Source organism: Terriglobia bacterium, assembly GCA_032252755.1.
Taxonomy (GTDB): Bacteria; Acidobacteriota; Terriglobia; order Terriglobales; family Acidobacteriaceae; genus JAVUPY01.
In genome coordinates this window covers 24,551-50,477 of record JAVUPY010000079.1, presented here as the reverse complement: position 1 = coordinate 50,477, position 25,927 = coordinate 24,551, and the positions used below count along the sequence as shown (strand labels likewise).

The 25,927-nt window shown below is 59.6% G+C and carries 24 protein-coding genes and 1 riboswitch; of the genes, 13 read left to right on the top strand and 11 right to left on the bottom strand.

Features of this window, described 5'->3' with window-relative positions:
* Nucleotides 1-322 (bottom strand): GDP-mannose 4,6-dehydratase (locus ROO76_19890; GenBank protein ID MDT8070434.1); only part of this gene is annotated, 322 nt, incomplete at its 3' end.
* A gap of 284 nt (nt 323-606) precedes the next feature.
* Here ROO76_19890 and rpsB point away from each other — a divergent pair.
* Together rpsB and tsf are read left to right on the top strand one after the other, a co-directional pair.
* Nucleotides 607-1,488, top strand: a complete 882-nt coding sequence (gene rpsB / locus ROO76_19885; protein MDT8070433.1) for a 30S ribosomal protein S2 — start codon at nt 607-609, stop codon at nt 1,486-1,488.
* A 151-nt stretch (nt 1,489-1,639) separates the two neighbouring features.
* Nucleotides 1,640-2,296 carry a translation elongation factor Ts gene (tsf, locus tag ROO76_19880; protein MDT8070432.1) on the top strand — a complete coding sequence of 219 codons (657 nt, stop codon included), beginning with the start codon at nt 1,640-1,642 and terminating at the stop codon, nt 2,294-2,296.
* A gap of 164 nt (nt 2,297-2,460) precedes the next feature.
* On the opposite strand, the gene ROO76_19875 is transcribed toward tsf, so the two are convergent.
* From ROO76_19875 to ROO76_19865, 3 genes are all read right to left on the bottom strand, one after another.
* Nucleotides 2,461-3,690 (bottom strand): aryl-sulfate sulfotransferase, encoded by a 1,230-nt coding sequence (locus ROO76_19875; GenBank protein ID MDT8070431.1) that lies wholly within the window; start codon nt 3,688-3,690, stop codon nt 2,461-2,463.
* Between the two features lie 60 nt (nt 3,691-3,750).
* A complete protein-coding gene (locus ROO76_19870; GenBank protein ID MDT8070430.1) occupies nt 3,751-4,119 on the bottom strand; it encodes a PilZ domain-containing protein in 369 nt (122 codons plus the stop codon).
* Nucleotides 4,120-4,480: 361 nt separating this feature from the next.
* Complete coding sequence (locus tag ROO76_19865; GenBank protein MDT8070429.1) at nt 4,481-6,487, bottom strand: serine hydrolase domain-containing protein; 2,007 nt, start codon at nt 6,485-6,487, stop codon at nt 4,481-4,483.
* Nucleotides 6,488-6,657: 170 nt separating this feature from the next.
* Between ROO76_19865 and ROO76_19860 the strand changes: the two genes are divergently transcribed.
* The gene (locus ROO76_19860) at nt 6,658-7,647 is read left to right on the top strand and encodes a hypothetical protein (GenBank protein ID MDT8070428.1); all 990 of its coding nucleotides are present in this window, start codon (nt 6,658-6,660) and stop codon (nt 7,645-7,647) included.
* Between the two features lie 13 nt (nt 7,648-7,660).
* Here ROO76_19860 and ROO76_19855 read toward each other — a convergent pair whose 3' ends face one another.
* A complete protein-coding gene (locus tag ROO76_19855) occupies nt 7,661-8,296 on the bottom strand; it encodes a PilZ domain-containing protein (protein MDT8070427.1) in 636 nt (211 codons plus the stop codon).
* Nucleotides 8,297-8,869: 573 nt separating this feature from the next.
* On the opposite strand from ROO76_19855, the gene ROO76_19850 reads away from it, so the two are divergent.
* Together ROO76_19850 and ROO76_19845 are read left to right on the top strand one after the other, a co-directional pair.
* Nucleotides 8,870-10,453, top strand: a complete 1,584-nt coding sequence (locus tag ROO76_19850) for a M28 family peptidase (protein ID MDT8070426.1) — start codon at nt 8,870-8,872, stop codon at nt 10,451-10,453.
* Between the two features lie 137 nt (nt 10,454-10,590).
* A complete protein-coding gene (locus ROO76_19845) occupies nt 10,591-10,824 on the top strand; it encodes a hypothetical protein (protein MDT8070425.1) in 234 nt (77 codons plus the stop codon).
* 99 nt (nt 10,825-10,923) lie between these two features.
* Here the strand turns inward: ROO76_19845 and ROO76_19840 are convergent, their stop codons facing one another.
* Nucleotides 10,924-11,421: a hemerythrin domain-containing protein gene (locus tag ROO76_19840; protein MDT8070424.1), complete on the bottom strand. Its 498-nt coding sequence runs from the start codon at nt 11,419-11,421 to the stop codon at nt 10,924-10,926.
* Nucleotides 11,422-11,740: 319 nt separating this feature from the next.
* Here ROO76_19840 and ROO76_19835 point away from each other — a divergent pair, with 319 nt between their 5' ends.
* A complete protein-coding gene (locus ROO76_19835) occupies nt 11,741-11,941 on the top strand; it encodes a cold-shock protein (GenBank protein MDT8070423.1) in 201 nt (66 codons plus the stop codon).
* 185 nt (nt 11,942-12,126) lie between these two features.
* Here ROO76_19835 and xseA read toward each other — a convergent pair whose 3' ends face one another.
* Nucleotides 12,127-13,509, bottom strand: coding sequence for an exodeoxyribonuclease VII large subunit (gene xseA, locus ROO76_19830; protein ID MDT8070422.1), 1,383 nt, complete (start codon nt 13,507-13,509; stop codon nt 12,127-12,129).
* 72 nt (nt 13,510-13,581) lie between these two features.
* Here xseA and ROO76_19825 point away from each other — a divergent pair, with 72 nt between their 5' ends.
* From ROO76_19825 to ROO76_19805, 5 genes are all read left to right on the top strand, one after another.
* Nucleotides 13,582-13,812 (top strand): DUF2905 domain-containing protein, encoded by a 231-nt coding sequence (locus tag ROO76_19825; protein MDT8070421.1) that lies wholly within the window; start codon nt 13,582-13,584, stop codon nt 13,810-13,812.
* Nucleotides 13,813-14,055: 243 nt separating this feature from the next.
* Complete coding sequence (gene cdaA, locus ROO76_19820) at nt 14,056-14,946, top strand: diadenylate cyclase CdaA (GenBank protein MDT8070420.1); 891 nt, start codon at nt 14,056-14,058, stop codon at nt 14,944-14,946.
* On the top strand, nt 14,943-15,641 hold the full coding sequence (locus tag ROO76_19815) for a CdaR family protein (protein MDT8070419.1): 699 nt from the start codon (nt 14,943-14,945) through the stop codon (nt 15,639-15,641). The genes cdaA and ROO76_19815 overlap by 4 nt, the downstream gene beginning before the upstream one ends.
* A 15-nt stretch (nt 15,642-15,656) precedes the next feature.
* Entirely contained in the window at nt 15,657-17,036 is a 1,380-nt protein-coding gene (gene glmM, locus ROO76_19810; GenBank protein MDT8070418.1) for a phosphoglucosamine mutase, read from the top strand.
* A gap of 2 nt (nt 17,037-17,038) precedes the next feature.
* On the top strand, nt 17,039-17,356 hold the full coding sequence (locus ROO76_19805; GenBank protein MDT8070417.1) for a hypothetical protein: 318 nt from the start codon (nt 17,039-17,041) through the stop codon (nt 17,354-17,356).
* Nucleotides 17,357-17,406: 50 nt separating this feature from the next.
* On the opposite strand, the gene polA is transcribed toward ROO76_19805, so the two are convergent.
* Complete coding sequence (polA, locus tag ROO76_19800) at nt 17,407-20,220, bottom strand: DNA polymerase I (GenBank protein ID MDT8070416.1); 2,814 nt, start codon at nt 20,218-20,220, stop codon at nt 17,407-17,409.
* Nucleotides 20,221-20,324: 104 nt separating this feature from the next.
* Here polA and ROO76_19795 point away from each other — a divergent pair, with 104 nt between their 5' ends.
* A complete protein-coding gene (locus ROO76_19795) occupies nt 20,325-20,669 on the top strand; it encodes a cupin domain-containing protein (GenBank protein MDT8070415.1) in 345 nt (114 codons plus the stop codon).
* A 100-nt stretch (nt 20,670-20,769) separates the two neighbouring features.
* Here the strand turns inward: ROO76_19795 and queA are convergent, their stop codons facing one another.
* Nucleotides 20,770-22,011: a tRNA preQ1(34) S-adenosylmethionine ribosyltransferase-isomerase QueA gene (queA, locus tag ROO76_19790; protein MDT8070414.1), complete on the bottom strand. Its 1,242-nt coding sequence runs from the start codon at nt 22,009-22,011 to the stop codon at nt 20,770-20,772.
* Between the two features lies 1 nt (nt 22,012).
* Here queA and ROO76_19785 point away from each other — a divergent pair, with 1 nt between their 5' ends.
* Nucleotides 22,013-22,678 (top strand): class II aldolase/adducin family protein, encoded by a 666-nt coding sequence (locus ROO76_19785; GenBank protein ID MDT8070413.1) that lies wholly within the window; start codon nt 22,013-22,015, stop codon nt 22,676-22,678.
* 68 nt (nt 22,679-22,746) lie between these two features.
* Here the strand turns inward: ROO76_19785 and ROO76_19780 are convergent, their stop codons facing one another.
* Both ROO76_19780 and ROO76_19775 read right to left on the bottom strand, forming a co-directional pair.
* Complete coding sequence (locus tag ROO76_19780; protein ID MDT8070412.1) at nt 22,747-24,930, bottom strand: TonB-dependent receptor; 2,184 nt, start codon at nt 24,928-24,930, stop codon at nt 22,747-22,749.
* Nucleotides 24,931-24,954: 24 nt separating this feature from the next.
* A riboswitch (cobalamin riboswitch) is annotated at nt 24,955-25,135 on the bottom strand.
* A gap of 61 nt (nt 25,136-25,196) precedes the next feature.
* Nucleotides 25,197-25,922, bottom strand: a complete 726-nt coding sequence (locus ROO76_19775; protein ID MDT8070411.1) for a lysophospholipid acyltransferase family protein — start codon at nt 25,920-25,922, stop codon at nt 25,197-25,199.
* Between the last annotated feature and the right edge of the window lie 5 nt (nt 25,923-25,927).

Here is a 25,927-nt window from a genome sequence, read left to right as displayed (position 1 = left end):
GCAGAACGTGCGTTCCGAGAACGTCGGTACGCAGAAACGCTTCGGGATCGAGGATCGAGCGGTCGACGTGGGTTTCCGCGGCGAAATTGACGATGGCATCGACGCCCGGCCCGATTGCCGTCTCGACCTTGTCGGGCTCGCAAATGTCGCCGCGGACGAAGCGGTACCTCGGATCGCCCTCGATATCCCGCAGGTTTGCGGGATTACCGGCGTATGTCATGGCGTCGAGGTTGACGACCTCGAGGGCGGACCGCTCGCGCAAGGCGAGGCGGATAAAATTGGACCCGATGAACCCGAGTCCGCCGGTGACGAGCCAACGCATCTTTCCGGTGTTCGGCCCAGGCGCCTCGCCTCCTGAGGCCCACGCGCTCCATGCCCCGCGCTAGACCGCCTCGGGCGCCCGTGGTATACTCGTGCGGTTGCCCTTGAGCCGGTCCTTCGACCTTCGTCCCTCGACTTAGCGCCTTCGGCGCTACGCTCGGGATGACAAGAGCGGGTGCGGGGCGGCAAATAACTACGCCTCGCATGGATGGGAGGCGATCATGGTCCCCTGAGGGGTCCGCACGCTACGATGGCACGCGGGCCAGGACCAGAAGGAGTGTCCTCATGTCCGTAGTCACCATGCGCGAACTTCTCGAGGCGGGCGTCCATTTCGGGCACCAAACTCGCCGGTGGAACCCGAAGATGAAGCCATTCATCTTCCAAGAGCGCAACGGCATTTACATCATCGATCTTCAGAAGACCCTGAAGATGTTCAAAGAAGCCTCGAAGTTCGTGACCGACCTGGCCGCTGAAGGCAAGACAGTCCTCTTCGTTGGCACCAAGCGGCAGGCGCAGGACGCGATCGCCGAAGAGGCGAACCGCTGCGGGATGTTCTACATCAACCAGCGCTGGCTCGGCGGGCTCCTCACCAATTGGGTTACCGTGCAAAAGTCGGTGAAGCGGCTGAAAGAGCTCGACGAAATGGCCACCGATGGCCGTTACGAGTTGCTGCCCAAGAAAGAGGTCGTGAAGTTGGAGCGCGAGCGCAAGCACCTCCAGGCAAACCTCGCCGGCATCAAGAACATGGCTCGCCTGCCCGACGCCCTCTTCATCATCGACTCCAACAAGGAGCAGATTGCGGTGAAGGAAGCGCGCAAGCTGGGCATTCCGGTCGTCGCCGTCGTCGACACCAACTGCGATCCGACCGAAGTCGATTACGTGATCCCCGGCAACGACGACGCACTTCGCGCGATCCGTCTGTTCGCCTCGAAGATCTCCGACTCCTGCGTCGAAGGCAACGCCGCTGCTGGCGACAAGGCGGCTGCTCAGATCGAGGGTGGAATCTCGGCCGCGGAGGAAGCGGAAGCTGCGACGCATGGCGAGAGCGAAGTCGCTGCATCGTCCGAGACGGAAGACGTCAGCATGGAAGATGTGCTCGGCAAGGGCGTTCGCAAAGCTCCCGAGCCAGAACTTAGCGAGGACCTGAGCAAAGCCGAGTCGTTCTAACGCTCGTCTGCTCCTGGGTCTCGAGTTTCCGACCCGCGCTCGCCGAACGACGGGCGCGGGTCGTTTAACGTAAGGGGTTTTCGCCTAGCCGATTTCCCAAATACCAGATATCCGATTCATTCGGTTCGCACTAATCAGAAAGGTTCCGAAGATGGCAGACATTACCGCAACTATGGTCAAGGAGCTTCGCGAGAAGTCAGGAGCTCCGATGATGGATTGCAAGAACGCGCTGACCGCGACTGCAGGCAACATGGAAGAGGCCTTCACGTGGCTGCGCAAGAAGGGCATGGCAACGGCGGCCAAGAAGGCGGCTCGGACGACGAGCGAAGGAACGGTCACCAGCTACATTCACGCGGGCGGAAAGATCGGCGTGCTCCTCGAAGTCAACTGTGAGTCCGACTTCGTCGCGCGCACCAACGAGTTCCAGAACCTGGTGCATGACATCGCGATGCACATCGCCGCGGTCGATCCGAAGTACGTTCGCAAGGAAGATGTAACTCCGGAAGCGTACGAGAAGGAGAAGGACATCTATCGTGCGCAGGCCGCAGCGACTGGAAAGCCAGCGAACATCATCGAGAAGATGCTCGAAGGCAAGATGGCGAAGTTCTACGAGGAAGTCTGCCTGTATCAGCAGCCTTTCATCAAGGAGCAGTCGATCACGATCGAGCAGCTTATTGCCAGCGTCATCGGCAAGCTCGGCGAGAACATCTCGGTGCGTCGCTTCGCGCGCTTCAAGGTCGGCGACGTCGGCGAGACGATCGCGATTAGCAAGCCGCAAGCGGCTGCCGCTGAAGGCGACGGCAAGTAGCAACAGCTTCTTAAGCAAAAGGCAGGCGAAATCGCCTGCCTTTTGCTTTTCGATCGGAATTCCCTTCTCTCATGCCTCCGGGATTCCTCGGTTTTTCATCAACCATCTCGGGAACGTGATTCGGTTTTGTACCAGCTCAAGATCTCGTGCCGAGGAATCGCACGTTACGGCGCGTTGGGTGGAACACGCAGTGCTTCTTCGGGCAGATGGATGGCGCGGTAGATGATGGTGTTCACGCGCATCTCGAGGACAGTTTGTGGGGGAGTTTCGCGTGTGACTTCGCGGATGATGGTTTTGCGCTTGATGTCGCCGGCATTGAACCAGACGTTGCCGTTGTCAAGCACCTGCATGTTGCCGACAGCGAGGCTGAAGAATGGCAGCGTGTCGCGCCAGACTAGACGGGCGGTGCGATGCGCTTCGTCGATCTCGAAGATAGGGATGGTGCTGTAACAGGCGGGCTGACCCTTTGTGCCGCAGTGCGCTCCGCTGGCGTCCACTACGCGGCCGTTGCCGTTGTCAAATAGCCCGAGTTGGAAGACCCCGGTTGTGTTGGGAGTGAGGAAGATAGGAGCGTGCTGGCCGTAGAACCAGTCGGCCGGCCCTCCGTTGAGGAGTTTGAAGTCTCCCTCATAGCCGAGACGCCAGAGAACGGCTCCGCTGCCGCGTCCGTTTTGATAATCGATCTTGATAACCCAGGACTGATGGCGAGTGGAGAACAGCAGGTTTCCGTCGTCGCGGGAGTAGGTGATAGCGTTGCCGTGGATCCAGTCCGGGAGTTTGAAGTAGGGATGACGGTTGACGTCGAGGTGATCGAAGGCGTCCCAGACCCAGACAGGACGGTGATCCTGGTCGAGATCAATGATTACGGCGCCCTGGATTTCTTCGCGATGGCCGGGAACCTTCCTGAGATTGCTGGCGAGCACGAGCAGGTGTCCGTTGGTGAGGCCGATGGTCTCGTGACTGATCTGGGCAAGAGTGACTTTGTATCCGGCCTGGGCTAATGCAGCTTGCAACTGCTGGTTCGTCATGTGCCAGATGGTGTTGCCCGCAACGTCGATCTCGTAGATGGCGTTCCTGGCGGGACAGTGCGAGCAGGGGGCGATGCCGCTCTCATGCGCGGCGACGACGATGAGGTTTCCGTTGGGAAGCGGCTGTATGGGCTGCGGCTGATACGAGCCGGAGTGGCTCTCGAAGGCATAGTTCCAGCGGACTTTGCCGTCCACGTCGGTGGCGAACGCCCAAGGTTCTCCCTGATTGGCGGACATGAGCACGAGGCCCGGCGCCGGAGGCAGGTTCTGGGAGCGGGTGGCTGCGACGCGAACGCCAGGGAAACAGCCGACAAGCGAGAGGCTCGCCCCGATGACCAAGACGGATAAGATCGCTCGGATGTTCACGGTCGATTCTCCTTCGAGGTTCACGACGGCGAGAATGTTCGCACAACGTGGGCGGACGCGCTAGTGCATGTTCGAGTCGGGCGTCGCGCATTCGCGCGACTCGGGGCGAGAATCTGGCGTAATTTTCCCCGCAGTCACCTGCGGGGCTACGCTCTTCGAGCAGTCTATGAATTCGATGCCGTAAAGGTAGACGACTTTGCGGCGGACGATTGCGGATAGTTGAATTGTCTCTTTCTCCGCTGGTGGACGAAACAGGATTTTGATTTCGCTGCCCAGGGAGATGTTGGCGGCGGTAAACAGGTACATGCCGTGGTCGCTCAGATTCAGGGTGGTGCCTTCCATGCGCGATTTTCCCATGAGAATGTGGATGGGCAGGGAAATCCACCGCCGCGGCGACCTTCGCTGATCACGAAGAGGAGAGAAAAACATGCTCTTCGAAAGTATCTGGTCGTGGCATTGGGGGAAAGATGACCGAGGTGCAGGGGGGATGTGGGCGGGGGGACAGCGGATAAAACGCACAAGCTGACCTTTCGCATTGCGCTAACCATGTCCTCTGCGCGGCCAAAGCTCCCGTTTATTGCCTGCGGGCAGGCGTCTACGATAAGCCCACGTTAGCGTCCGAAAACGGGACGCGAACCTGTACGAAAAAACGGCGGCCCGGAACGAATTTTCCTTTGACCACTCTAAGGAACACCCTGAAATGGTCCGAGTTTGTGCCTGCCCACGTTAGCGTCCAACAGCGGGACGCGAACGTGGGGCACCGAAAGTACGGATACCCGGGCCACGAGCCCTAGTAGTTCAGGTTGAAGCTGATCAGTTTTGTGATCACGCTAAACCAGACGATTCCGACCAGCGAGAGTGCCATCAGGATGTGCCAGAGAGCGGCGCTGCGTTTCTTGACGCGCTGTGCGGCGGCCCAGACGCCCGCGATGGCGGCTACGATCACGACGAGGCCGGCGATCTGCATCGTTCGAAGGTAGGGATCGAAGTGGCTGTTGTAGATCCCCAGCTGGTTGTTCAGGACCGGCGAGAGCGCGTACATCCACCCCGCGAGATAGACGAGGTCGAAGACTGCAGCGGCTCGCAGCACTTTGCGGACGAGCAGTTCGCGGTCAGTTGCGGTGGTCGGCTGACGATACTTCCAGCGCAGGAAGGCGGAGAGCGGCCAGGCGATGACGCCGAGCAGCAGGACGGCGACGGCGGAGCACAGGATGGTGAGGTTCAGGGGCGCCGAATTCCACCAGCGCACGGGCTGGAGCACGGAGCTTGGGTCGTCACTGGTGTAAACGGTGCGGTCGAGGCCTTTGCCGACGAGCGCGACTTTGTGCTGGCCGTCGACTTCAGACCAGACGAAGGGCGCCGTCTCGCGGTAGCGCTTCGGGGTTTCGCTGGGGAACGTGGGGACGTTGATGGTGCCGTCGGGATTGGCGGTGATGGTCGTCTGGCTCAGGAGGTAGAGCACGCTGATGAATGCGGTTTCGACCCGGCGCGAGCTTTGATAGCGCCCGGCGATGAGTTGGGCATGGTTGCCGGCGGAAGGTGCGGCAGCGACCGACGTGCCTTCGGCGGGCGCATTGACCCTGGGGAAGTAGCGATCGGCGAAGGCGTCGAAGAGGCCCTGGCGGATGCCGTAAACGGAGGCGTTCGCCCCGCGGCTGTTGAACGACATGAAGATGCCCACGCCATTATCGACGAAGAGATCGCAGGCGGTGTGGAAGACGATGGTGTCGCCGCCGTGGCCGAGAATGCGGCGCCCGTTTCGGTTCTCCTCGAAAAAGCCCAAACCCATCACGTTGAGGTCATCGATCTTTTGCACGGCGGGCTGCCACATGAGGTGGACAGTTTCCGGTTTGAGAATCTGTTTGCCCTGGTATTGCCCGCGTTGGAGGTAGGCGATCATCAACTTCGCCATGTCGCCGGCGGTGGTGCTGAGGCTACCGGCGGGCGCGGTGATGATGTACTCAAACGGCGAGGGCGGTCCGGAGGCGGACATATAGCCCTCCGACACATCCGCGCGGAGAGGTTCGGGAACGGGCTGGCGGAAGGTGGAGTGGGTCATGCCGAGGGGCGCGAAAATGTGCTGCTCGACGTAAGTGTCGAAGGGTTCGCCGGACACGCGCTGGACGATGTAGCCGGCAAGGGTTGCGCCGTAATTGGAATACGCTGGGACCTGGCCGGGCGGGTAGAGAATCGCAGGCTGATGCCGCTTGAGGAATTGCTCGGAGGAAAAGGAGATGAGGTTGGCCGGCTTGTCGGCGAGGATGGACTTCAGACCTTCCTGGAAGCCAGCGCGATGCGTCATGAGGTTGCGCAAAGTGATCGGTTGCGGATAGGGGCTTTTGATCTTGAAGTCCAGGTAATCGTTGATGTCGCGGTCGAGATCGAGTTTTCCCTGTTCGACCAATTGCATCACGGCTGTCCAGGTGAAGAGCTTGGAGGTCGAGCCTACGCGGACCAGCGTGAGGTTGGGATCCATCGGGCGCATGGTCTTGACGTTCGCATAGCCGTAGCCCTTTTCAAGGAGGATCTGCCCGTCTTTGACGACCGAAATGGTGACGCCGGCGACCTTGCCATTCTTAATCGCATACGGCACGAAGCCGTCGAAAAAAGCGGTGAGGTCGGCGGTGGTCAGTTCGTGGGCAGAGGTGGCCGGAACGGGAGGAGTGATGGGCTTTCCTTTTTCCTCCTTCGGCAGTAATGGCTTCTGTGCCGAGAGCGCAGTGGAGAAGGACAGCAGGAGGATTAAGAATGCGAGGGGCAGAAGGGCGTCACGACGACGAAGCTTTGGAATCAGCATAGAAGCGCGCCTGGTGGTGAAATTGGACTGGAACTATGTACATCATTTGGTGCTGTCAGTCAACAGACATCAACACATGTTGCGCTGAGCAGGGCCAGGGAGTTGGGGGCTGCACGTTGGTGTGGGAGTTGGAGTTGACGTTGCAGGAGTCGGGGTAGTAACAAGTCCAGATGCCGATTCAGCGCGCGTTTTTGCTCGCGTTCATACTTCTTCTGGCCAGCGCAGTTTCGCTGGGACAACAGACGGCGCAGCCGGCTCCGGCGAAGGCGGGCCTGCCGCAGAATCCGTCGCCGATGGTGGAACATGCGCGGGCGCATTTGCGTCTGCCGGACCGGGCGCCGGAAGGTCGTCGCGAGCAGTTGTCGCTCGGGAAAATGTTCATTCCCGCGAAGCTGAAGCAAAAATCGAAGTCGGCGGTTCCGGTGCTCTTCATGTTTCACTCGCCGACGTTCGTGCCGGAAATCGCGGCGGAGAAGAACGGCATGGTGTCGGTGACGATCACAATTGGGGCTGGATCTTCGGCGTATGCAAAGCCGTTCATGGATCACGCGCTGTTTGGGAAACTGCTGCACGAGGCAGAACAAGAGGCGGGAGTGCGATTGCGGCCCATTACGCTGGCGGGGTGGAGCGCGGGTTGCGGCGCGATTCGGGAGATCATGAGCACACCCGAGTATTACGACAAGATTGCGAATACCATCATGATCGACGGGATTCATACGGATTACGTGAACGGAACGCCGGGACCTCTGGAGTCGGAGATCGATCCGGGGCCGCTGCAAATCTATGTGAAGCTGGTGAAGGACGCTATGGCGGGAAAGCGGCGCGTCCTCATCACGCATACGGAAATTTTTCCCGGAACCTTTGCGAGCACGACGGAGACGGCCGACTACATCCTGCACCAAGTGGGGTTACACGCGACGCCGGTCGTGAAGTGGGGGCCCATGGGAACACAGGAATTGAGCCAGACCCGATCGGGCAAGTTTCTGATGGTGGGATTCGCGGGGAATTCGGCGCCGGATCACGTGGACCAGTTGCACTCGCTGCCGGAATTCGTCCGGTGGTTGAAGGGGCTGCAGGGATCGGGCGATCGCGCCGTCGGACCATTGAAAGACAATCTCCACCCTTTAAGACGCAGGCATGGACGCCGGGCATTGCTTTAGTCGGTCGCAGGCTTCAGGAAAGTCTCGGGAAGTCGAGCTCCCAGAAGTCGAAACTGGGATCAGCAAATTGAAATCCGAGTTCTAAGAGGCCATTTGGCGCGGGGTGGCTGGAGACGATTTCGATTTCGGCCTGGCGCTTCTTTTCGGGCCAAAACAGTTCGAGGTGGTTGCCGACGAAAAAGCGAGCGCGGGAGGCCAGCAGACCACCGTTGCGACTGAGGGTGATGGTTTCGGCGAGTTCGTCCTGATCTTCCTTGCGTTTGCCGCGCAGGGTGACGAGAAGGCGCCTCGGGATTCTTCCACTGCGGCGCGCTTGGCCGAGATTGGTCTGGCAATATTCGGTAATGGCGTCCTGCGCGGCGGGAGTGAGGTCACGAAATTCGACTCCAAAGGTCGTTTTCGCTGAGTGGCGAACGACGGCACTGACAGAGACGGTGCGTCCGGCGGCGAGATTGAAGAGCAACTCGAGCTCGCTCGATATGGCCGGGGGTGGATCGGACGAGACGAGCAGGCCGCCAATGCTGATGTTTTCGATCTGGCCGATGAACAGGCGCGAGCGAGTCTTGACCTCCACGGGACTGTGCAGGGGAACGCGCGGGTAGGCGCGCGGCGGATAGTAGGAGCCTTGTTGTGGAGTGTTGTCTGGCATGGCAGCAGTTCTCGCAGAGCTATTGCTGAACCTTGCAAGATTACGCAGAAATAAGATGATCGACTACTAACGTAAGCACGAGAGCACGGTGGACGATCAGACATGTCCGGGCGGTGCTGAGGAGCACTGTGCTTAGCAGCCGTGATCGGCTTGATGTTGGCGCATCGCGAGCGATGTACGCTTGCACTCCTCGAGGCACGTTGTGCAGAAACACTTGGCCTCATTGAACCTGGCACGCTCTGATTGCCCAGCTAGTCGCACGAGTTTCGTGATCGCCTCGTGATAATTAGCAGAGGCGATACAGTTGTGCTCCAGTAGAGCGTTGTACTGTTCGCAGAACAAAGCAGCTCCTTGACGACACCGTGGAGGTGGCTCTCTCGCCAAGAAGAGTTTGCAGGCCTAAATACTCGCAGGCGCTTGGTGGGGAGAAAACTATCTTCGCTTGGATTATATGCCTAAGGGCTACCGCCGCGTTGTCGAATCGAGGTTGGCAGCCGGACGCCATGATGCGGCATCGTTCGTAAGCTGCGGGTTTTGCTATGATCTCTGCACCTTTTTCTGCCGAGGTGAGGAGTGAGCATTCGTTCCTGCAAGTTGATCGTCCCTTTTGTGCTTCTGGCTGCGTCGTTGGCGCAAGCGGGCACGCTGCCAACGCCGCCCAGTACAGCTGTAAAAGAGATCAACCCGACCGAGTTGCGAGAGCATCTCGCCTTCCTGGCGTCGCCCGAGTTGGGCGGGCGCTACACGTTGAGCCCGAGTCTGCCGATTGCGGCACGGTATCTGGCAACGCGGCTGCAGGCGTGGGGATACAAGCCCGGCGGCGATCATGGAAGTTACTTCCAGCATTTTCCGCTGATCTCATCGAAACCGAAGCCGGACGAGTGTTCGCTGGTAGTCACGGAGAATGGCTCGACAGCAAATTATAAGTTTGGCGATTTCTTTTCGCAGGACGCGAAGGATGGCGCGGCCGAGGGGCAGATCGTTTTCGTCGGCTACGGAATTTCGGCGCCGGAGCAGAAACATGACGATTACGCCGGAGTGGACGTGAAGGACAAGATCGTCATGCTCCTGGGAGATGGCGATCCGAAGGGTGTGGACCGGTCGCGGCTGAATGATGATGAGTTCGGAGAGCCAGCGGCGCGGGCGCACGGAGCGATCGGAGTGATTACGCTGCCGGCAGGGCGCTTCCTCCGGTTCATGAAGAATCCGCGATTCAAAGAGATGGTTGCGCAACGGGCGAGCGTTCGACTGGAAGAGACGGTGGATGGAACACTGCCTTCGATCGTGCTGGCTCCGGATGCGGCCGAGAAAATAGTTGCGGCGTTCGGGATGAAGTTCAACGAACTGATGCATAAATCGTCGAACGGCGAAGATTTGGAACCGAAGGCGTTGAGTGCGACCGCGAAATTTAACGTTGCGGTCGATGCTTCGAAGGCGACGGCGGAGAACGTTGTCGGAATACTGGAGGGGTCGGATCGGAACCTGAAATCGCAGTATGTGACGTTCAGCGCCCATTACGATCACCTGCAGACGCGCAACGGGCAGATTTATCCAGGGGCGGACGATGACGGGTCGGGAACGTCGGCAGTGCTGACGATCGCGCATGCGCTGGCCGACACCCATCCGAAGCGCTCGCTGATGATCATCTTCCATGCTGGCGAGGAGCTTGGACTTCTCGGCTCGCGGTACAACACCGACTACAAGCCGGCAGTGCCGCTGAAGGAGATCGTGGCCGATCTGAATATCGACATGATCGGCCGTTCGAAGCCGGCTGGGGATACCAACAAATTGGACGAGAATTTAACGGATCCGAACTCGGTTTATCTTGTCGGCGCGGACCGGATCAGCAAGGAACTGAACCAGATCAGCGAGCAGACGAATCGACAGTACGAGAAGCTGAACCTGAATTACCTTTACGATGATCCCAAAAACCCAGAGCGGATTTATTACCGGTCGGACCACTGGAATTACGCCAAGCACGGAATTCCGATCATCTTCTATTTCGACGGCACGCATGTGGACTATCACCAGCCGACCGATACGATCGACAAGATCGATTTCGGAAAGATGACGAAGATCACGAGGCTGGTCCTGGAGACTGGGTGGCGGCTGGCGAATTTGGACCATCGGTTGGAGATAGATAGTTCAAGAAATTGAGGAAAAAAAACCACGTCTGCTAACTGCGGCAGACGTGGGGCACGGAACGGCCAAGGATGGGGCACCCAAAAGCGTGGTCCCCCTTCGTTGTTCTGGTCGCATCGAACGTGCTATATCTTGGATCAGCAGCTTAGGCCATGAAGCAGCCAACAAAGTCCGGGAACAAGAAGGTTTCCGCCAAGAAGGACCGTTCAGCAGCCGTGCATCCGACCAGTGCCCCACACCACCACTCTCCCAGCCACCATTCGGAACATCATGAACACAAACCGCCAGAGCGGCGAGCGCATCCGCGCGGGGACGATATTTTCACAAAGATCCAGGATGCGACAGAGAAGGTGCTTAGAGAGAAGAAGCACCTGATCAAGAAGTAACAAGCACCGAAGATCCGCAGACCGAACCGAAGAACTTACGCGAGCTGGCGCTCGCGGGGGCAGTCGTGGTCGCCCGCCCCCACCAAACAGCTCCTCCATTTATCCCTGCTGCCGTCTCTCCTGCATTTCGCGAACAATTTCGGCTTGGTCGCTCGCGGATAGATACTTGTCCATCGCGGGAAAGATTGTCTCTTCCTCGAGTTTCAGGTGGGCCTGAAACAAGTCGTTGAGGCGCGACGAGAGGGCGCACATTTCGGCCGAGGTCTCCGGCAGTTTTTCGGGAGCAGATTTCAACAGTAACCAGAGCGGCACGAGACGCTCGACGAGCTCGTCGATGGCCTGGTGCTGGTCGAGCATGGCGTCGGCGGCGGGTCCTGCAAGTTCTTGAGGCGGGACGGCACGTCGCAAGCGAGGATGAAGCGAGAGATTCTCGTCGGCTTCGTGGAGCGGGAGCGCAACTGTGAAGTATCGATGCAAGCCGGCGGCTGCTTGCACGATTTCCTTCTCATCCACCCCGTGCGCGTGCGCGAGTTTAACGGCGACTCCGCTGAAATGTCGAATGCGCTGGTGACAAGCGAGTAGAAGTTCGGAAGGCATGCTGGATTCGGCTTTCGGGGCGGCGGGGAATTTGATCTTTTGCAGCATCACCGGGTTAGATTGCCCGATTCGAGCGAAGGGTGCAGAGTCTTTGTTTTCTTCTACTTACATTTAGCCGGCGGGCACGGGGCGGTCTAAGTTAGACAAACTAAAGGGCATATCTCATAAATCTACTCCAGATTTCTTAGCAACTTGACTTATAATGTGCTCGCGTTGGAGTCTGGACGGTTTGTAAGCAGTGCTGCATCCCCAGCAAGTTCCTGCCTTCAGTACCTTCCGATTCACTCGCTACACCAAAAAAGAAGGACTTTGTAACACCATGGAACAAGGAACAGTGAAGTGGTTCAATGACGCCAAGGGTTACGGCTTTATCAGCCGTCAGAGCGGTGAAGATGTGTTTGTCCACTTTTCGGCCATCCAGTCGAATGGTTTCCGTTCGCTGAAGGAAGGCCAGGCGGTGTCGTTCACCGTTGAGAAAGGCCCTAAGGGTCTGCAGGCCACCAACGTCCAGGCTCTGTAGCAAAATTTCTCATCACCGTTGAGGGGCAGCGAAAGCTGCCCCTTCGCTTTTTGGGGAATGAAAGACATGACATTGCGCCACAGCACATATCGAGTGACTCTGCCATCCGAGAAATGCGGGTCGTTCGACTACCGCGCGTGAAAAAGCCGATCGCGGCTCCGCTCAGGATGACGGCGGCCAACAATCTAAGAGGACGGTTTGACCTCTTCCACCTTGGCGGTGAATTCCCCGTTGGCGACGCGAGTGCGTACGGATTCTCCCGGCGAGAGCTGGCCGGCGTTCTTGACCAACTTTCCAGATGCGTCGAAGACGAGGGCGTAGCCACGGTCGAGGATGGCGACGGGCGAGAGTGCCCCGAGTTGGGCGGCGAGGCGGTCTAGGCGGGCGTGGTGCTGGAGCAGGACGTTGCGTGTGACTGCGGTGAGGGCGCCGGTACGAGCTTCGACGTCGCGGCGCATGGCGACGAGCTTGGCGCGGAGATCGTGGGCTCGGACCCGGGCGGAGGCGCTGTCGAGGCGGCGATGATAGTTGCGGAGGTGGCGGCGCTGGGCTTCGGCAAGACGGAAGACCAACTCGTCTACGCGCTGGCCGCGACGGGCGATGAGGTCGCGCATGCGGGCGAAGGTTCCCTGTTGCGCCAGGGCAGTGAGGGCATTGCGTGAGACGAGCAACTGGTAGCGCACGGCTCGGGCGGCGCGTGTGCGAAGATTCTCGACTCGGTCGCCCAGTTCGTGCTTCGACTGGATGACCAGTTCGGCGGCGGCTGAAGGGGTTGGGGCACGAAGGTCGGCGACGAAGTCGCAGATGGTGAAATCGGTTTCGTGACCCACGGCGGAGATGACGGGCAGACTGCTGCCGGCAATGGTTCGCGCGAGGGCTTCATCGTTAAAGGCCCAAAGATCTTCGACGGAGCCGCCGCCGCGGGCGACGATGATGACGTCGACCATGCGCGAGGAGTTGAAAAAACGTACGCCAGCGGAGATTTCGCCCGGGGCGGATTCGCCTTGTACCTGCGCGGGAAAGATGATGATATGAACGCTCTCATGGCGGCGGCGCAGGATGTTGAGCATGTCCTGGACGGCGGCACCGCGAGGCGAAGTGACGATGCCGATAGTCCGCGGCAGTGTTGGTAGAGGCTTCTTGCGCTCCTGGCCGAAGAGGCCTTCGGCGGCGAGCTTGGCTTTGAGTTGCTCGAAGGCGACTTGGAGCGCACCGGCGCCTTGGGGTTCCAGGTACTCGGCCTGGAGTTGAAGTTCGCCGCGGACTTCGTAGAGGGTGACGCGGCCGCGAGCGGTCACGCTCATGCCGTTCTCAGGCTTGAAGCGAAGCAGGCGCGCGGTCGTCCGCCACATCACGACTCGTAACTGGGCGTCACCGTCCTTCAGGGTGAAGTAGAGGTGCCCGCTCTCGGCGGGTTTGAAGTTGGAAATTTCGCCCTGCACCCAGACGTCGGAGAAGCTCCGCTCAAGCGCGGTGCGCACGCTGGAGACGAGTTCGCCCACCTTCCAGAGCTTTCGCTGAGGCGGGGTAGCCTGGAAGTTGAGGCCCAGTTGTGAGGGATCGCCCACGAGGCGAGTGTAGCAAAGGCAGGAGTGGAAATCAGCGGCTCAGAAAGAGTGGAACCCGACTAAAATACAGGCATGAGTGATTTGGGGAAGGCGCTGATCGGGATGGGAGTGTTCGTGGTGCTGATCGGCGCGCTGCTGCTCGGCGCCGCCAAGTTGAACCTGCCTCTGGGGCGACTGCCCGGAGACTTTTCCTGGCGCAGTAAGAGCGGAAACGGGTCGTTCTATTTCCCCCTGGCGACGTGCGTGCTGGTGAGCATCCTTCTCAGCGTCTTGTTCTGGATCATCGGGGCGATCAGAAAATAGCTTGGCCGTTGTTGCTGCTGAGCTTGGGAGGAGCCGGGGCTGCCCCCAGCCTCCAAAGCTTGCATTTGGGCCCATTGCAGCCGACCCATGGACTCGTTTGGGGAGATTATTCGCTGCTGTTCACCCTGGCAATAATCCTTCCAAAAGTGCTTTGTGGGCTGGATTACAATGATTAAGGTGGAGTTATCGTCATCATGATGTAATCGCCATATTTTCATGACCGGACTCGAGCAAATTTCGCGGATGTTTCCACAGTTTTCGCTCAACGCGACACTCGATATCCTGGTTGTGGCATTCCTGATCTATCAATTTTTGTTGCTGATTCGCGGGACACGTGCAGCTCCCATGCTGCTCGGGGTTGGCACGTTGGTGATTGCGTTTTACGTGTCGCATCTACTCGGACTGCGCACGGTGGATTGGCTGGTCACGAACGTCGTTCCGTACGCGATTTTTGCGTTGATTGTGGTGTTCCAGGCTGAGATTCGGCATGCCCTGGCACGACTCGGACGCAAGCTGACGTTCTCGCGGATGCAATCGGCGAACGGGATGGACTCGTACGACGATATTGTCCTGGCGGCGAACCTGTTCTCGCAGAATCAGACGGGCGCGCTGATTGTGATCGAGCGCGAGATCGGGTTGCGCACCTACATTGAAAGCGGAGTTCCGCTGGATGCGCAACTTTCCTACGACCTGCTGGCGACCATCTTTCGGCCGAGCGCGCCGCTGCATGATGGTGCGGTGATCATTCGGCGGGACCGGATTGCCGCGGCGGCGTGCTTCCTGCCGCTGTCGATGAATCCCCTGCTTTCGACCCAGCTTGGAACGCGACACCGCGCGGGGATCGGGGTTACGGAAGAGACAGACGCGATCTCGGTCATTGTTTCTGAAGAGAGCGGCGCCATCAGCCTGGCGGTAGGCGGAAACGTGGAGCGCGATATTACGCCTGAGCGCTTGCGGGAGCGCCTGGCGGAGTTGCTGCGGCGGTATGTTCCGAAGCCGGCGATGCCGACCTCGATCGCGAATACGACTGCCGACCTGGCCGATATTGAAGGGCCGGCAGATGCGAGTTCGGCCGCACAACGTGCCACATTGGCAGGCGACGACGGTGATGAGAGGGAGGATGAGCGCGCGTGAGACGATTCCTCCAGAAATACGTTCTGCACAATTTCGGGCTGAAGTTTCTGGCGCTGCTCATCGCGTTCGGATTGTGGTATAGCGTGGCGGACGACCCGGTGGCGGAAATTGCGATCAACGTGCCGATCGAACTGCACAACATCCCCAACAACCTGGTGGTGAGCAGCGAGGTGATTCCGGAGGCGCAGATTCGCGTGCGTGGCCCGGCCCGCGTGATTCGTCAGCTACGACCGGAAGAGATCCATCCGATCATTGATTTAACTGGCGTGAAACCGGGAGAAAAGACGTTTGACCTGACCGCGCAGCAGATTCACCTGCCTGGCGAGGCTGACGTGGTGCAGGTGGTGCCTTCGCATCTCCGGATCAGCTTTGACTACAGCGCTCACAAGGAAGTAGAGGTCAGGCCGCGGGTGACGGGAAGCTTTGCATCCGGGTATCGGCTGGTCGGCGCGCAGGTGGAACCATCACGGGTCGAGATCGTGGGGCCGGAACAACGAGTGAATATGATTGAGAACGCCATCACCGACCCGGTGGACGCAACGGGAGTGATGGGCCGCGCGAGTTTCACAACGAATGTGTATATCCCCGACCCGCTGGTGCGACTGGTGAAACCCGCGCCAGTGCGGGTCACGGTTATCACGGAAAAGACTTCCCCTGTCCCAGACAAAAACTCTGCAACTCCAGGAGCTCCGTAGTTGACCAGTCCAGGTATGCAAGCTGCCCGCCAACTTTTCGGTACTGACGGTATCCGCGGCATTGCCGGAGAGTATCCGCTCAACCCAGCGACGGTTTTTGCGATTGGGCGCGCGTTGGGCGCGCGACTGAAACGAAGCAATGCCAATGCGCGCGTTGTTTTTGGCCAGGACACGCGGGAGTCGAGCGCGTGGATTTCCGAAACGCTGGCGCGTGGACTGATGGAGAGCGGCATTGCGTTTGCCAGCGCGGGTGTGCTCACGACGCCGGGAGTCGCGTACCTGGCGCGCACGAATGGATTCGCGGCGGGAATCGTGGTGTCGGCGTCGCATAACCCCTGGCGCGATAACGGGATCAAGCTGTTTGGGCCGGATGGGATGAAGCTGCCTGACGCGATCGAGCACGAGATCGAGACGGAGATTTTTTCACATCTGGCGGAACTGGCTGGTTCTCACGGTGAGCCTACGAAAGACAGCCATGACGTTCTGCCGGGCGAGGCGACGTTGCGCGACGACTACGTGCAGTGGCTGAGCACGAATGTCGAGAGGGCTGGACTGCGCGGTATGCGGGTGCTGGTGGACTGTGCGAATGGCGCGGCAACTTCGGTCGCACCTGAATTGTTCCGGATCTGTGGCGTCGAGGGCGAGTATCTGAATGTGCATCCGAATGGGCAGAATATCAATGACGGGTGCGGGGCTCTGCATCCGGAGCACGTGGCCAGGCAAGTAGCGGCAGCAAATGGACATTATTCGCTGGGCATCACGTTTGACGGCGATGCCGATCGCGCGCTGTTCAGCGACGCCAATGGGCGCGTGGTGAATGGCGATGCGGTGATGCTGATGTCTGCTCGCGATATGAAGAAGCACGGTCGACTAAAGGGCGACACGGTTGTGGCTACGACGATGTCGAACATGGGGTTGGAGAAGGCGCTGCGCGGCGAAGGTGTTCAGATGCTGCGTGCGAACGTGGGCGACAAGTATGTGCTGGAGCAGATGCTGAAAACAGGCGCGATGCTCGGCGGCGAACAGTCGGGGCACATCCTGTTCATGGATGGCGAGTCGACGACGGGGGATGGACTGTTGACGGCTCTGCGGGTGCTCGACATTATAGCGCGCTCGGGAAGAACTTTGGCTGAGCTGGTTGCTGATCTTAAGGAGTTCCCGCAGTTGATTCGGAATGTGAAGGTTCGCGAAAAGTTGCCGATGGAACAGTTGCCGCGGGTGATCGAGGCTATTCACGCGGCGGAAGCGGACCTCGATGGCAATGGCCGAGTCGTCGTGCGTTACTCGGGCACCGAGAAGCTGGCGCGCGTGATGGTGGAAGCGGAGAGCGAATCGTTAACCAAGAAGCACGTTGAAGCGATCGCGGGCGCGTTGCAGCGGGAAATTGGCGCGTAGAGATGGACGAGGATCCGGAGATTCCGGAAGTTGAAGCGGAAGAGAGCTCCGAAGAAGCACCCCGGATGACGGTTGGTGCCGCGATAGCGGTGTTTGTTGCAGGTGTGACTATAGTCGCTCTGGCGATTTACTTCGGGGTGGCGCAAACAGTCGCCGGACTGTTTTTCGTTATCGGAATCCCGCTGGTTTTGATTTGGTTTGTGTGGAAGGTGTTTCTGCGCCGGTTGTGGCGAATAAGAGGGATGAGAACCGCACAGGAAAGACGAGAGCTGATGGAAGCGGCGCTGCGGGATAAGAAGACTAACCACGAAGGACACTAAGGAAGAGCCCAGGTAACCCGCCTTGGCCGGCGAGGCACAGGCGCTTCACCTTAATCCAAATCGCGCCAGTTGGATCCCACGCCGGCTTCGGCGACCAGGGGGACACGGAGTTCCCAGACCTTCTCCATCCGATCCTGAACGAGCGCGCGGACTTCTTCAATTTCTTCGTTCGGGACCTCAAAGACAAGCTCGTCGTGAACCTGAAGCAACATGCGGGTTCGCAGCTTGCGGTCGGTCAGATCGCGGTCGATGCGGATCATGGCGAGCTTAATGAGATCGGCGGCGGTTCCCTGCAGCGGCGTGTTAACAGCCGTGCGTTCGGCAAAGCCTCGGAGGTTGAAATTCTTGCTGTTGATGTCGGGCAAAGGGCGGACTCGGCCGAAGAGCGTCCGCACGAGGCCGTCGCGGCGGGCCTCCTCGAGGGTACGGTCGATAAAGCGGCGCACGCCGGAATACTTCTCGAAATAAGCGGCGATGAACTGCTTGGCTTCCGCGGTGGAGATGCCCAGTTGCTGTCCGAGCGAGAACTCGCGCTGCCCATAGATGGTGGCAAAGTTCACGGTTTTGGCGGCTGCGCGCTGCTCACTTGTGACCTCATCGACGGGAACACCGAATAGTTCCGCCGCAGTGGCTTTGTGCACGTCTCCGCCACTGAGGAATGCTTTGGTCAGTAGCGGGTCTTCGGAGAAGTGCGCCATGAGGCGCAACTCGATCTGCGAATAGTCTACGGAAAGCAAAACATTGCCCTTTTCGGCGATGAAGGCGGCGCGGATCTCGCGGCCGATTTCAGTACGAACCGGGATGTTCTGCAGGTTCGGATTCGTGGACGAGATGCGTCCGGTCGAAGTGGCGGCCTGGTTCAGCTGCGTGTGAAGACGGCCGGAGTCGGCACGGCACAGCGCCGGGAGCGCATCGACGTAGGTTGATTTCAACTTCGAGAGCTGGCGGTAGTCGAGCACGAGGCGCGGGACTTCGTGCTCGCTGGCGAGTCCCTCGAGAACGTCGACCGCAGTGGAAATCGTCTTGCCCTTGCCGTACTTGACGGGCCTGGGCAGGTTCAGCTTGTTGAAAAGCACGTCGCCGAGTTGCTTGGGCGAGTTGATGTTGAAATTGTGTCCGGATTTCGCGTAGATCTCACGGGCTTTCGCGTGGCACTCGCGTTCGAGACGCTCGGACATAGCGGCGAGGACGTCGCAATCGATCTTGATGCCGGCGTCTTCCATGCGGGCGAGCACAGGGACCAGCGGATGGTCGATCTGCTCGTAGGTCTTTCGAAGGTTGCGGGCGTCGACTTCTTTCGAAAGATCGGCGGCGAGGCGCGAAACCATGTCCGCGGCCTCGGCCAGCGAGCCGCTCAGTTTCAGGCTCAGGCGGCGGAGAGCGAGGTCTTTGAGTGTGTAGGTCGTGTACGTCGGGTCGAGCAGATAGGCGTAGAGCATGGTGTCGTGCTCTAGACATTCGATCGACATCCCGGCGGGTTGCAGCGCGTGCATGGCAGATTTGAGGTCGTGGACGGCTTTCGTGAGCTTCGGATCGGCGAGCGTCTTGCGCACGATGTCACGAAGCTTGTCGTCGCGGAGAGAAATGATCGCGGCGCTGGCTTTTCTGTATGCGAATGCGATGGATTCCGGGCCGATTTGGGTGGCGGGCGGCAGGGTGTCGAGGGCAAGGCTGCCCTGGGTGGAATCCTCCTCCGTATCGGGTTCTTCGGCTTCAGTTGTCTCAGACAAGGATGCGTCGACCGCGATGGCCAAGGCCGCTTCAACCGGGCGAGCCTTGAGGAACTTCTCGAGTTCGGTTGTGGACTTGATTTCCCGGTAATCGGTTTCGCCGACTTCGTCTCCCTCTCCCAGGAACTCCTGCACGAGGGTGTTGAATTCAAGCTCGGTGAAGAGCTGCCGCGCGCCTGCGACATCGGGTGGTTGAGCTTTCATCCTCTCTGGTTCGAATTCGATGGGGACGTTCTGGTCGATCGTCACCAGGTCGCGGCTGAGCAAAATCGCTTCGCGGTTGTGTTGCAGAGACTCGCGGTAAGTCTTGCGTTCGACCTCGTCGGAGTGGTCGAGCAGGTTCTGCAGTGAACCGAAGCGCTGAATCAACTCGACGGACCCCTTGTCGCCGATGCCGGGAGCGCCGGGGATGTTGTCGATAGAGTCACCACGCAGAGCCATTACATCGATGACGCGCTCGGGTGGGACGCCGAGGATCTCCTCGACTTTCGCGGCGTCGCAGATCAGGTTATCTTTGGGCGGATTGAGGACGCAGACTTGGTCGTTGACGAGCTGCAGCATGTCCTTGTCGCTGGAGACGACATAGACGGGATACTTCCGCTCGGCCGCCTCACGGGCCAGGGTCCCGATGACGTCGTCGGCCTCAAAACCTTCCATGGCGAGGATCGGAATACGGTAGATGTCGAGGGCGCGGCGGATATAGGGGATCTGCTGGGCGAGGTCTTCGGGCATCGCCGAGCGGTTGGCCTTGTAGCCTTGATAGGCGACATCGACGTAAGCACCGGCATCCTTGTCGAACTTCTTCAACTTCATGGCCGCGGCCTGCTGGTCGCGGAAGGTCGGGCCGGAGAGATCGAAGACGGCGCAGATGTACTCGGGCGCGAAGTCGTTCCGCAGCTTGTTGAGCATGTTCACGAAGACATAAGTCGCGCTGGTGGGAATGCCGGTCTTGGTGGACATGGGCCGCTGCCGCGCCATGGCGTGGTAGGCGCGGAAGATGAACGACATGGAATCGATGAGGAAGATGCGACCTTTGCCGGTGTCGGGCGGCAGCTTGGGCGGGTGCGCGACGGGCGCTTTGTTCTCGGAAGGCGCGGATTCAGCGGGTTTCGGGGATTTCGTGCGAGCTGGCAAGATAGCCTGATTTTATCAGAGGGATACCCAGGTGGAATCCATGGCCGGGCGCGGTTTCCGGCGCGTATGATGTTGAGAATCAAGAAATCTCCCAGGGGTAATCGATGACCTCTTCCGCAAGTTCAAGCGAACGCCGCTTCCTGCTTCGCGAAGCGATGCAGATGATTCCCGAAGGCGACGGGCGCTTCGCCGAAGTCTTCCGTCATGGGACGCTGCGCGTCGAAATCTACGCGCCTCGCTCGCGGGATCCTCAACAACCGCACAGCCAGGATGAGCTGTACGTGGTCGTCCAAGGTGAAGGGATCTTCATGAACGGCGAAACGCGACAGCCGTTCGGGCCGGGAGACGTGCTGTTTGCGGCGGCTGGAGAGGTACACCGATTCGAAGAGTTCACGGATGATTTCTACACTTGGGTGATCTTTTACGGGCCGGAGGGCGGGGAGAAGTAGGGAAACCGAAGAACTGAAAATCGGGTGGGCCAAGAACGGATGCGAGTTTGCACTCGCAGGGGCAGGCGAGGGCGCCTGCCCCTGCCAAAGCATAGCCGGATCACTCGATAAACATGCAATCCCCATAGGAAAAAAATCTATAGCGCTCGGCGACGGCGTGGTCGTACGCGCGGAGGACGCTTTCGCGGCCGGCGAAGGCGGAGACGAGCATCAGCAGCGTGGACTTGGGCAAGTGAAAATTGGTCAGCACGGCTTGCACCAAGCGGAAGCCACGATTAGGAGCGTCAGGGCCGCGCCAGCCGGGGTAGATGAAGATGTCGGCCTCGCCGCGCTGGGGCTGAATCGTTCCGTCTTCGGCGGCGGCATACTCCAGGGTTCGAACCGCCGTGGTGCCTACAGCGATGACGCGTCGGTTTTCCGAATGCGCCTGGTTCAGCTTGGCAGCTGCTTCTTCGCCGATCTCGAAGGTTTCGGTGTGTAGCTTGTTCTCTTCGACGACTTCATTGCGGACGGGCTGGAAAGTTCCAAGGCCCACATGCAGGGTGACTTCGGCGATCTCAATGCCCCGGTTGCGAATCTGGTCGAGGATTTCCGGGGTGAAGTGCAGGCCGGCGGTGGGCGCGGCTACGGACCCGGGATTGCGCGCGAAGACGGTCTGGTACTGGTCGCGGTCTTCGGTGCGATCCTGGCGATGGATGTAGGGCGGCAGGGGCACGTGGCCGAGTTTCTCGAGCCGTTCGAAAAAGTCGGGGACATCGTCGAATTGGATCGTTCGTTCCCCGAACTCGCCGTGCTCGATGATCTCTGCGTGTAACTCGTAGGCGGTACCCTCGCCGAAAAAGAGGTTCTCTCCCACGCGAATCTTTCGTCCCGGGCGAACCAGGCATTGCCAGGTGGGTGGGTGCAGGCTGACCTGCTTCGCCAGCAGCACTTCGACTTTGCCGTGGAGAAAGTCTCGCATGGCGGGGTTTTGGGGGCTGAGGCGTTGGGCGTGCAGGCCGCCTCGGTGACCGAAGAGGCGGGCAGGCAAGACGCGGGTATTGTTAAGGACCAGCAGATCACCCGGGCGGAGCAGGTTCGGGAACTCTCGGAAGCCGGTATCCTGGAAGGCGCCGGAGTTGCGGTCGAGGTGGAGCATACGCGAGGCAGCGCGATCGGCAAGCGGTTGCTGCGCGATCAACTCCTCGGGAAGGTGGAAATCGAACTCCGAAACCAGCACTGCTCGATTATAGGCGGCGCTGCAAGTGTATTTGTTGGCGATCCGCCGAAAGGTGGGGTAGTATAACCAAACTGCCTTGCGCGCCCGGTTCCCTTTTATCCTGCGTCCGCGGCAGTACTGCATCATGACGGCATACGAAGTTCGCCAAGAGATTGTACGACTGGGTAAGTCGCTGCACGACAAAGGGTTTGTTGCTGCCACGGACGGCAATATTTCAGTCCGACTGGACGAGCGACGAGTGCTGGCTACGCCTACCTGCCTGAGCAAGGGCATGATGACGGTCGAGGACCTGGTGGTCGTCGATATGCAGGGGCGCAAGCTGGAAGGCTTCCGCGAGGTCTCCAGCGAGATCGCCATGCACATGATGATCTACCGCAAGTGTCCGGAGACAGCGGCAATTGTGCACGCGCATCCGCCGACCGCCACCGGGTTCGCAGCGGCAGGAATGCCACTGGATCAGCCGCTGGTGTCCGAGATCGTCATATCGCTCGGATCAGTACCGCTGGCGAAGTATGGAACGCCGGGAACTCAAGAACTGGTCGCATCACTCGAGCCGCTGGTGTGCAGTCACCACGCCGTCCTGATGGCGAACCACGGAGTAGTGGCGCACGCCGAAGATCTCTGCACCGCCTACATGCACATGGAGACGGTAGAGCACTTCGCGAAGATTGCCTTGACCACGCACATGCTGGGAACACAGCAGGTTCTTCCGCCGCATCGGGTGGAAGAACTGGACGAGATTCGACGGCGGTTGCAGGAAGCAAAAATCGCGGCACTCCGAAAAGTCTAAAGACCTCATTTCCAGGTAGAAAAGACCCACGTCTGCTGGCTGCGGCAGATGCGGGATGGGAACGTACTCTATTCGCCTCCCAGGCGGAAGCGCAGGCCGGCGCGGAAGTTCGCTTTGAGGCCGGGATAGCCGGCAACGTCTTCGTATTTGCGATTTAGAAAATTCTCGAAATTCGCATAAGCGGTAATCCGGGGATGAAATTCGTACCATGCGCCGAGGTCGAAACGTGCGTAGCCGGCGGTGTATGTAATGGGCGGTTCGAGGCCGAGGAAGTCAGAGTCGAAGCGGCGGCCGAGGAAGGTTCCGCCGAGCGTGCCGCCGAAACGGTGGCGAGTATAGGAGACAAGCAGATTGCCGGAGTGGCGCGGGCGACGAAGCAGCGGATTGCCCTGGGCGAGTGGGCCCGAGGCGAACGGAGCGGCGAGGATCTGGCCGGAAGTGTAAACGTAGGCTCCCTGGAATTGGATGCGCTCGGTGGGCCGACCCTGGAGATCGATTTCAGCACCCTGGGCGAAGGACTTGTTCACGTTGACGTACTGGCCCTCGAAAGTCGAGTAATCGATGATGTTGAAGTCGACGCGATTGCGGAAAAGGTTGTCGAAGTAAACGGCGCTCAGAGCGTACTTGTTGGCGAAGAACGACTGGTCGAAACCGGCTTCAAGGCTGCGATTGGTTTCCGGCTTGAGGTTGGGATTGGCGATGATGTTGTACCCGCCTACTCCGAAGGACTCTTCGAAGCGCGGCTCCTTGATGCCCCCGGCGTAGCGGCCCCGCAGGCGAAATGCTCCCAGTGGGCCGCGTCCATTCCAGAGCAGGTAGCTGGCCGCGAGTTCTGGTACGGCTCGGTTACCGAAGCTCTCGTTATGCTCGTAACGAAGGCCAGCGATGAGGGTGGCGCGATGGGCGGCGAAGACCTGCTGTCCGTAAAGCGAATGATTGCGGCGCAGGCCGTGGCCCAGCGGCGGCGCGGTGATGTCTCCGACGAAGCCATTCTCATCTTCGAAGCGATAGCCGAAGGTCGTGCGCGTCCAGGTGCGCTCCCAGACATCGCCCTGGTACTCGAGGCCGGCGCGATTCATGCTGGCGAAGTCGTGATAGGGGTAGTCGAAGTTTCCGTAGGCCGGGGTTTGCCGGCCGGGCTCCTGCACGGTATCGACGTCATTGCGGACGTGGTTGTATTCGAACCCAGTGAGGCGGTGCTGCCATTTTCCGCTGGCGTAGCTGAGGTCGAGACTGGAAAGGAAATTGTTCTGGGTGGCGTGCGCGTCGCGGTCGGGTGGAAGAAGCGGTTGACCATTGAACCACCACTCGCCGGGAATCCCTACGAAGCTGTTGTTGTGGCGGGCGTGAAAGCGGAGTTGCAGTTTCGGAGTGACTGCAAAACCGAGATTGGCGCCTTGTGAGGAATTCCAGTAGGAATCGTTGATTCCCTGCCCCAGGGTGTTGAATTGGTTCCCGAACAGGTTGTAGTCGAAGCGATGGATTGCTCCGGAGAACGCTGCATATCCGTTGGCGGTTTGGAAGGTGCCGCCGTCGGCTCCGAAACGAAGCTCGGGAGTTCGGGTGCTGCCGTTTCGGGTAAAAAATTGGACGACGCTGGTCATGGCGTCGGAGCCATAGAGAGTGCTTTCGGCCCCACGCACGAACTCGACGCGATCGATGTCGGTCATGGGCACTACGCCGAAATCGAAGGTGCCACCGGGGTCGTTCACGGTCACGCCGTCGAGGATCACCTTGTTGTAGCGCGATTCGCCGCCGCGGACGAAGAGCGAAGTCAGGCCACCACGTTGGCCGGCATTGGAGACGATGGCCCCGGGAAGGAAACGAATGGCGTCGCCCGCGGCCACCGGTTGTAAATCCTTCAGTTCGGTGGCGGTGAGATCAGCGTTGCTTACCGGGGAATCTTCGGTGGGCAGCGGTGTACGCGCGGCGGTGACGTTCACACTGGTGTTCACGTTGGAGAGGCTGAGAGAGGCACCGATCTGCTCGGTGGTTCCGCTGACGGTAGTTGAAAACAATGCGAAACCGGGCGCGAGCACTTCGACGCGGTAATTGGTGTCGGCGATATTGTGAAATTCGGCGGTGCCTTCGGCGGTGGTGGTCTGGACGGCGATAACATGCTGGCCTTCGTAGAGCGCAACGTGAGCACCAGAGACCGGCGCGTGATGCGGGTCGGTGACACGGACTCGCAGATCAGATGCGAACGCGGTCGGTGTTATCAGCAGGAGAAAAAGGAAATAGGTGAAACGCAAGTCGTCCTCCTTTGCACGCGAAAGGGGTTGTCGTTGCGTTCGCGCCGGTCTCCTGGCTCGGCGAGTCATACAGCAGCTGTGGCCTTCCCATGCGATTGCACAGTGGCAGGCAGCTTAGCTCGCTTACAGTTGCGCGGCAGCGCGGGATTCTCACCCGCTTCCCTGTTCATGACGAAGGTCATGAACGCGCGAACAAAAGATTGCGAAAGAACGCCCAATCCAATCAGACAGGGAAATTTGAACTGTATGGAAAAAGCAGCGGCGTGTCAAACGGCAGAACCAACAAGCGCGTTGGCCTGGTCACGAACACGCTCGAGCGCGGCCTGCATTTCGGCGTGAAACTGCTGGGCGGCGACGCTGTCGGTTTGGCGAGGAACGAAGATGGGGCGCGACCAGCGAACGTGCGCGCGAGTGAAAGGCTTCGGGATGACGAAGCGATCCCAGGAATTCAGCACCCAGCCGTCTTTCACGGCAATGTAGAAGCAGCGGATGGGTGCGCCGGTATTGCGGGCGAGCAGGACCGGGCCAGGCTTGGCCACGTAGACCGGACCTCGTGGACCATCGATGGTGAATGCTGCGACGCCATCTCCTTCGATGACGGTGTGCATCCCGAGAAGCGCGCGAACGCCGCCGCGAGAACTTGATCCGCGCACGGCCCGGAAACCGAACTTCTCGATGATCCGCGCAATGTACTCGCCGTCGAAGCTGCGACTGGTCATGACGGAGATACCCCGCTTGCGAAAGAAGTAGGTTGCGGAGAAGACGCAGCGATGCCAGAAGGGGGCAATGGTTTGAGGCGGCGGAAGGGCGGCGGGATCGGTGACGCCCTCTTCTTCGGTGCTGGCTGTGAAGCGGACGGTGCGGCAGATGATCGAGATGGCAAGGTAGCCAGCCACGGAAATAGAGAAGAGGGCCAGGCGCTGGCGGAAAGTGAAGGGGCGCTCGTCAGGAGTCGTCTGCTCGTCCATCACGGTTGCGTCGGATGAAGCCACATTAA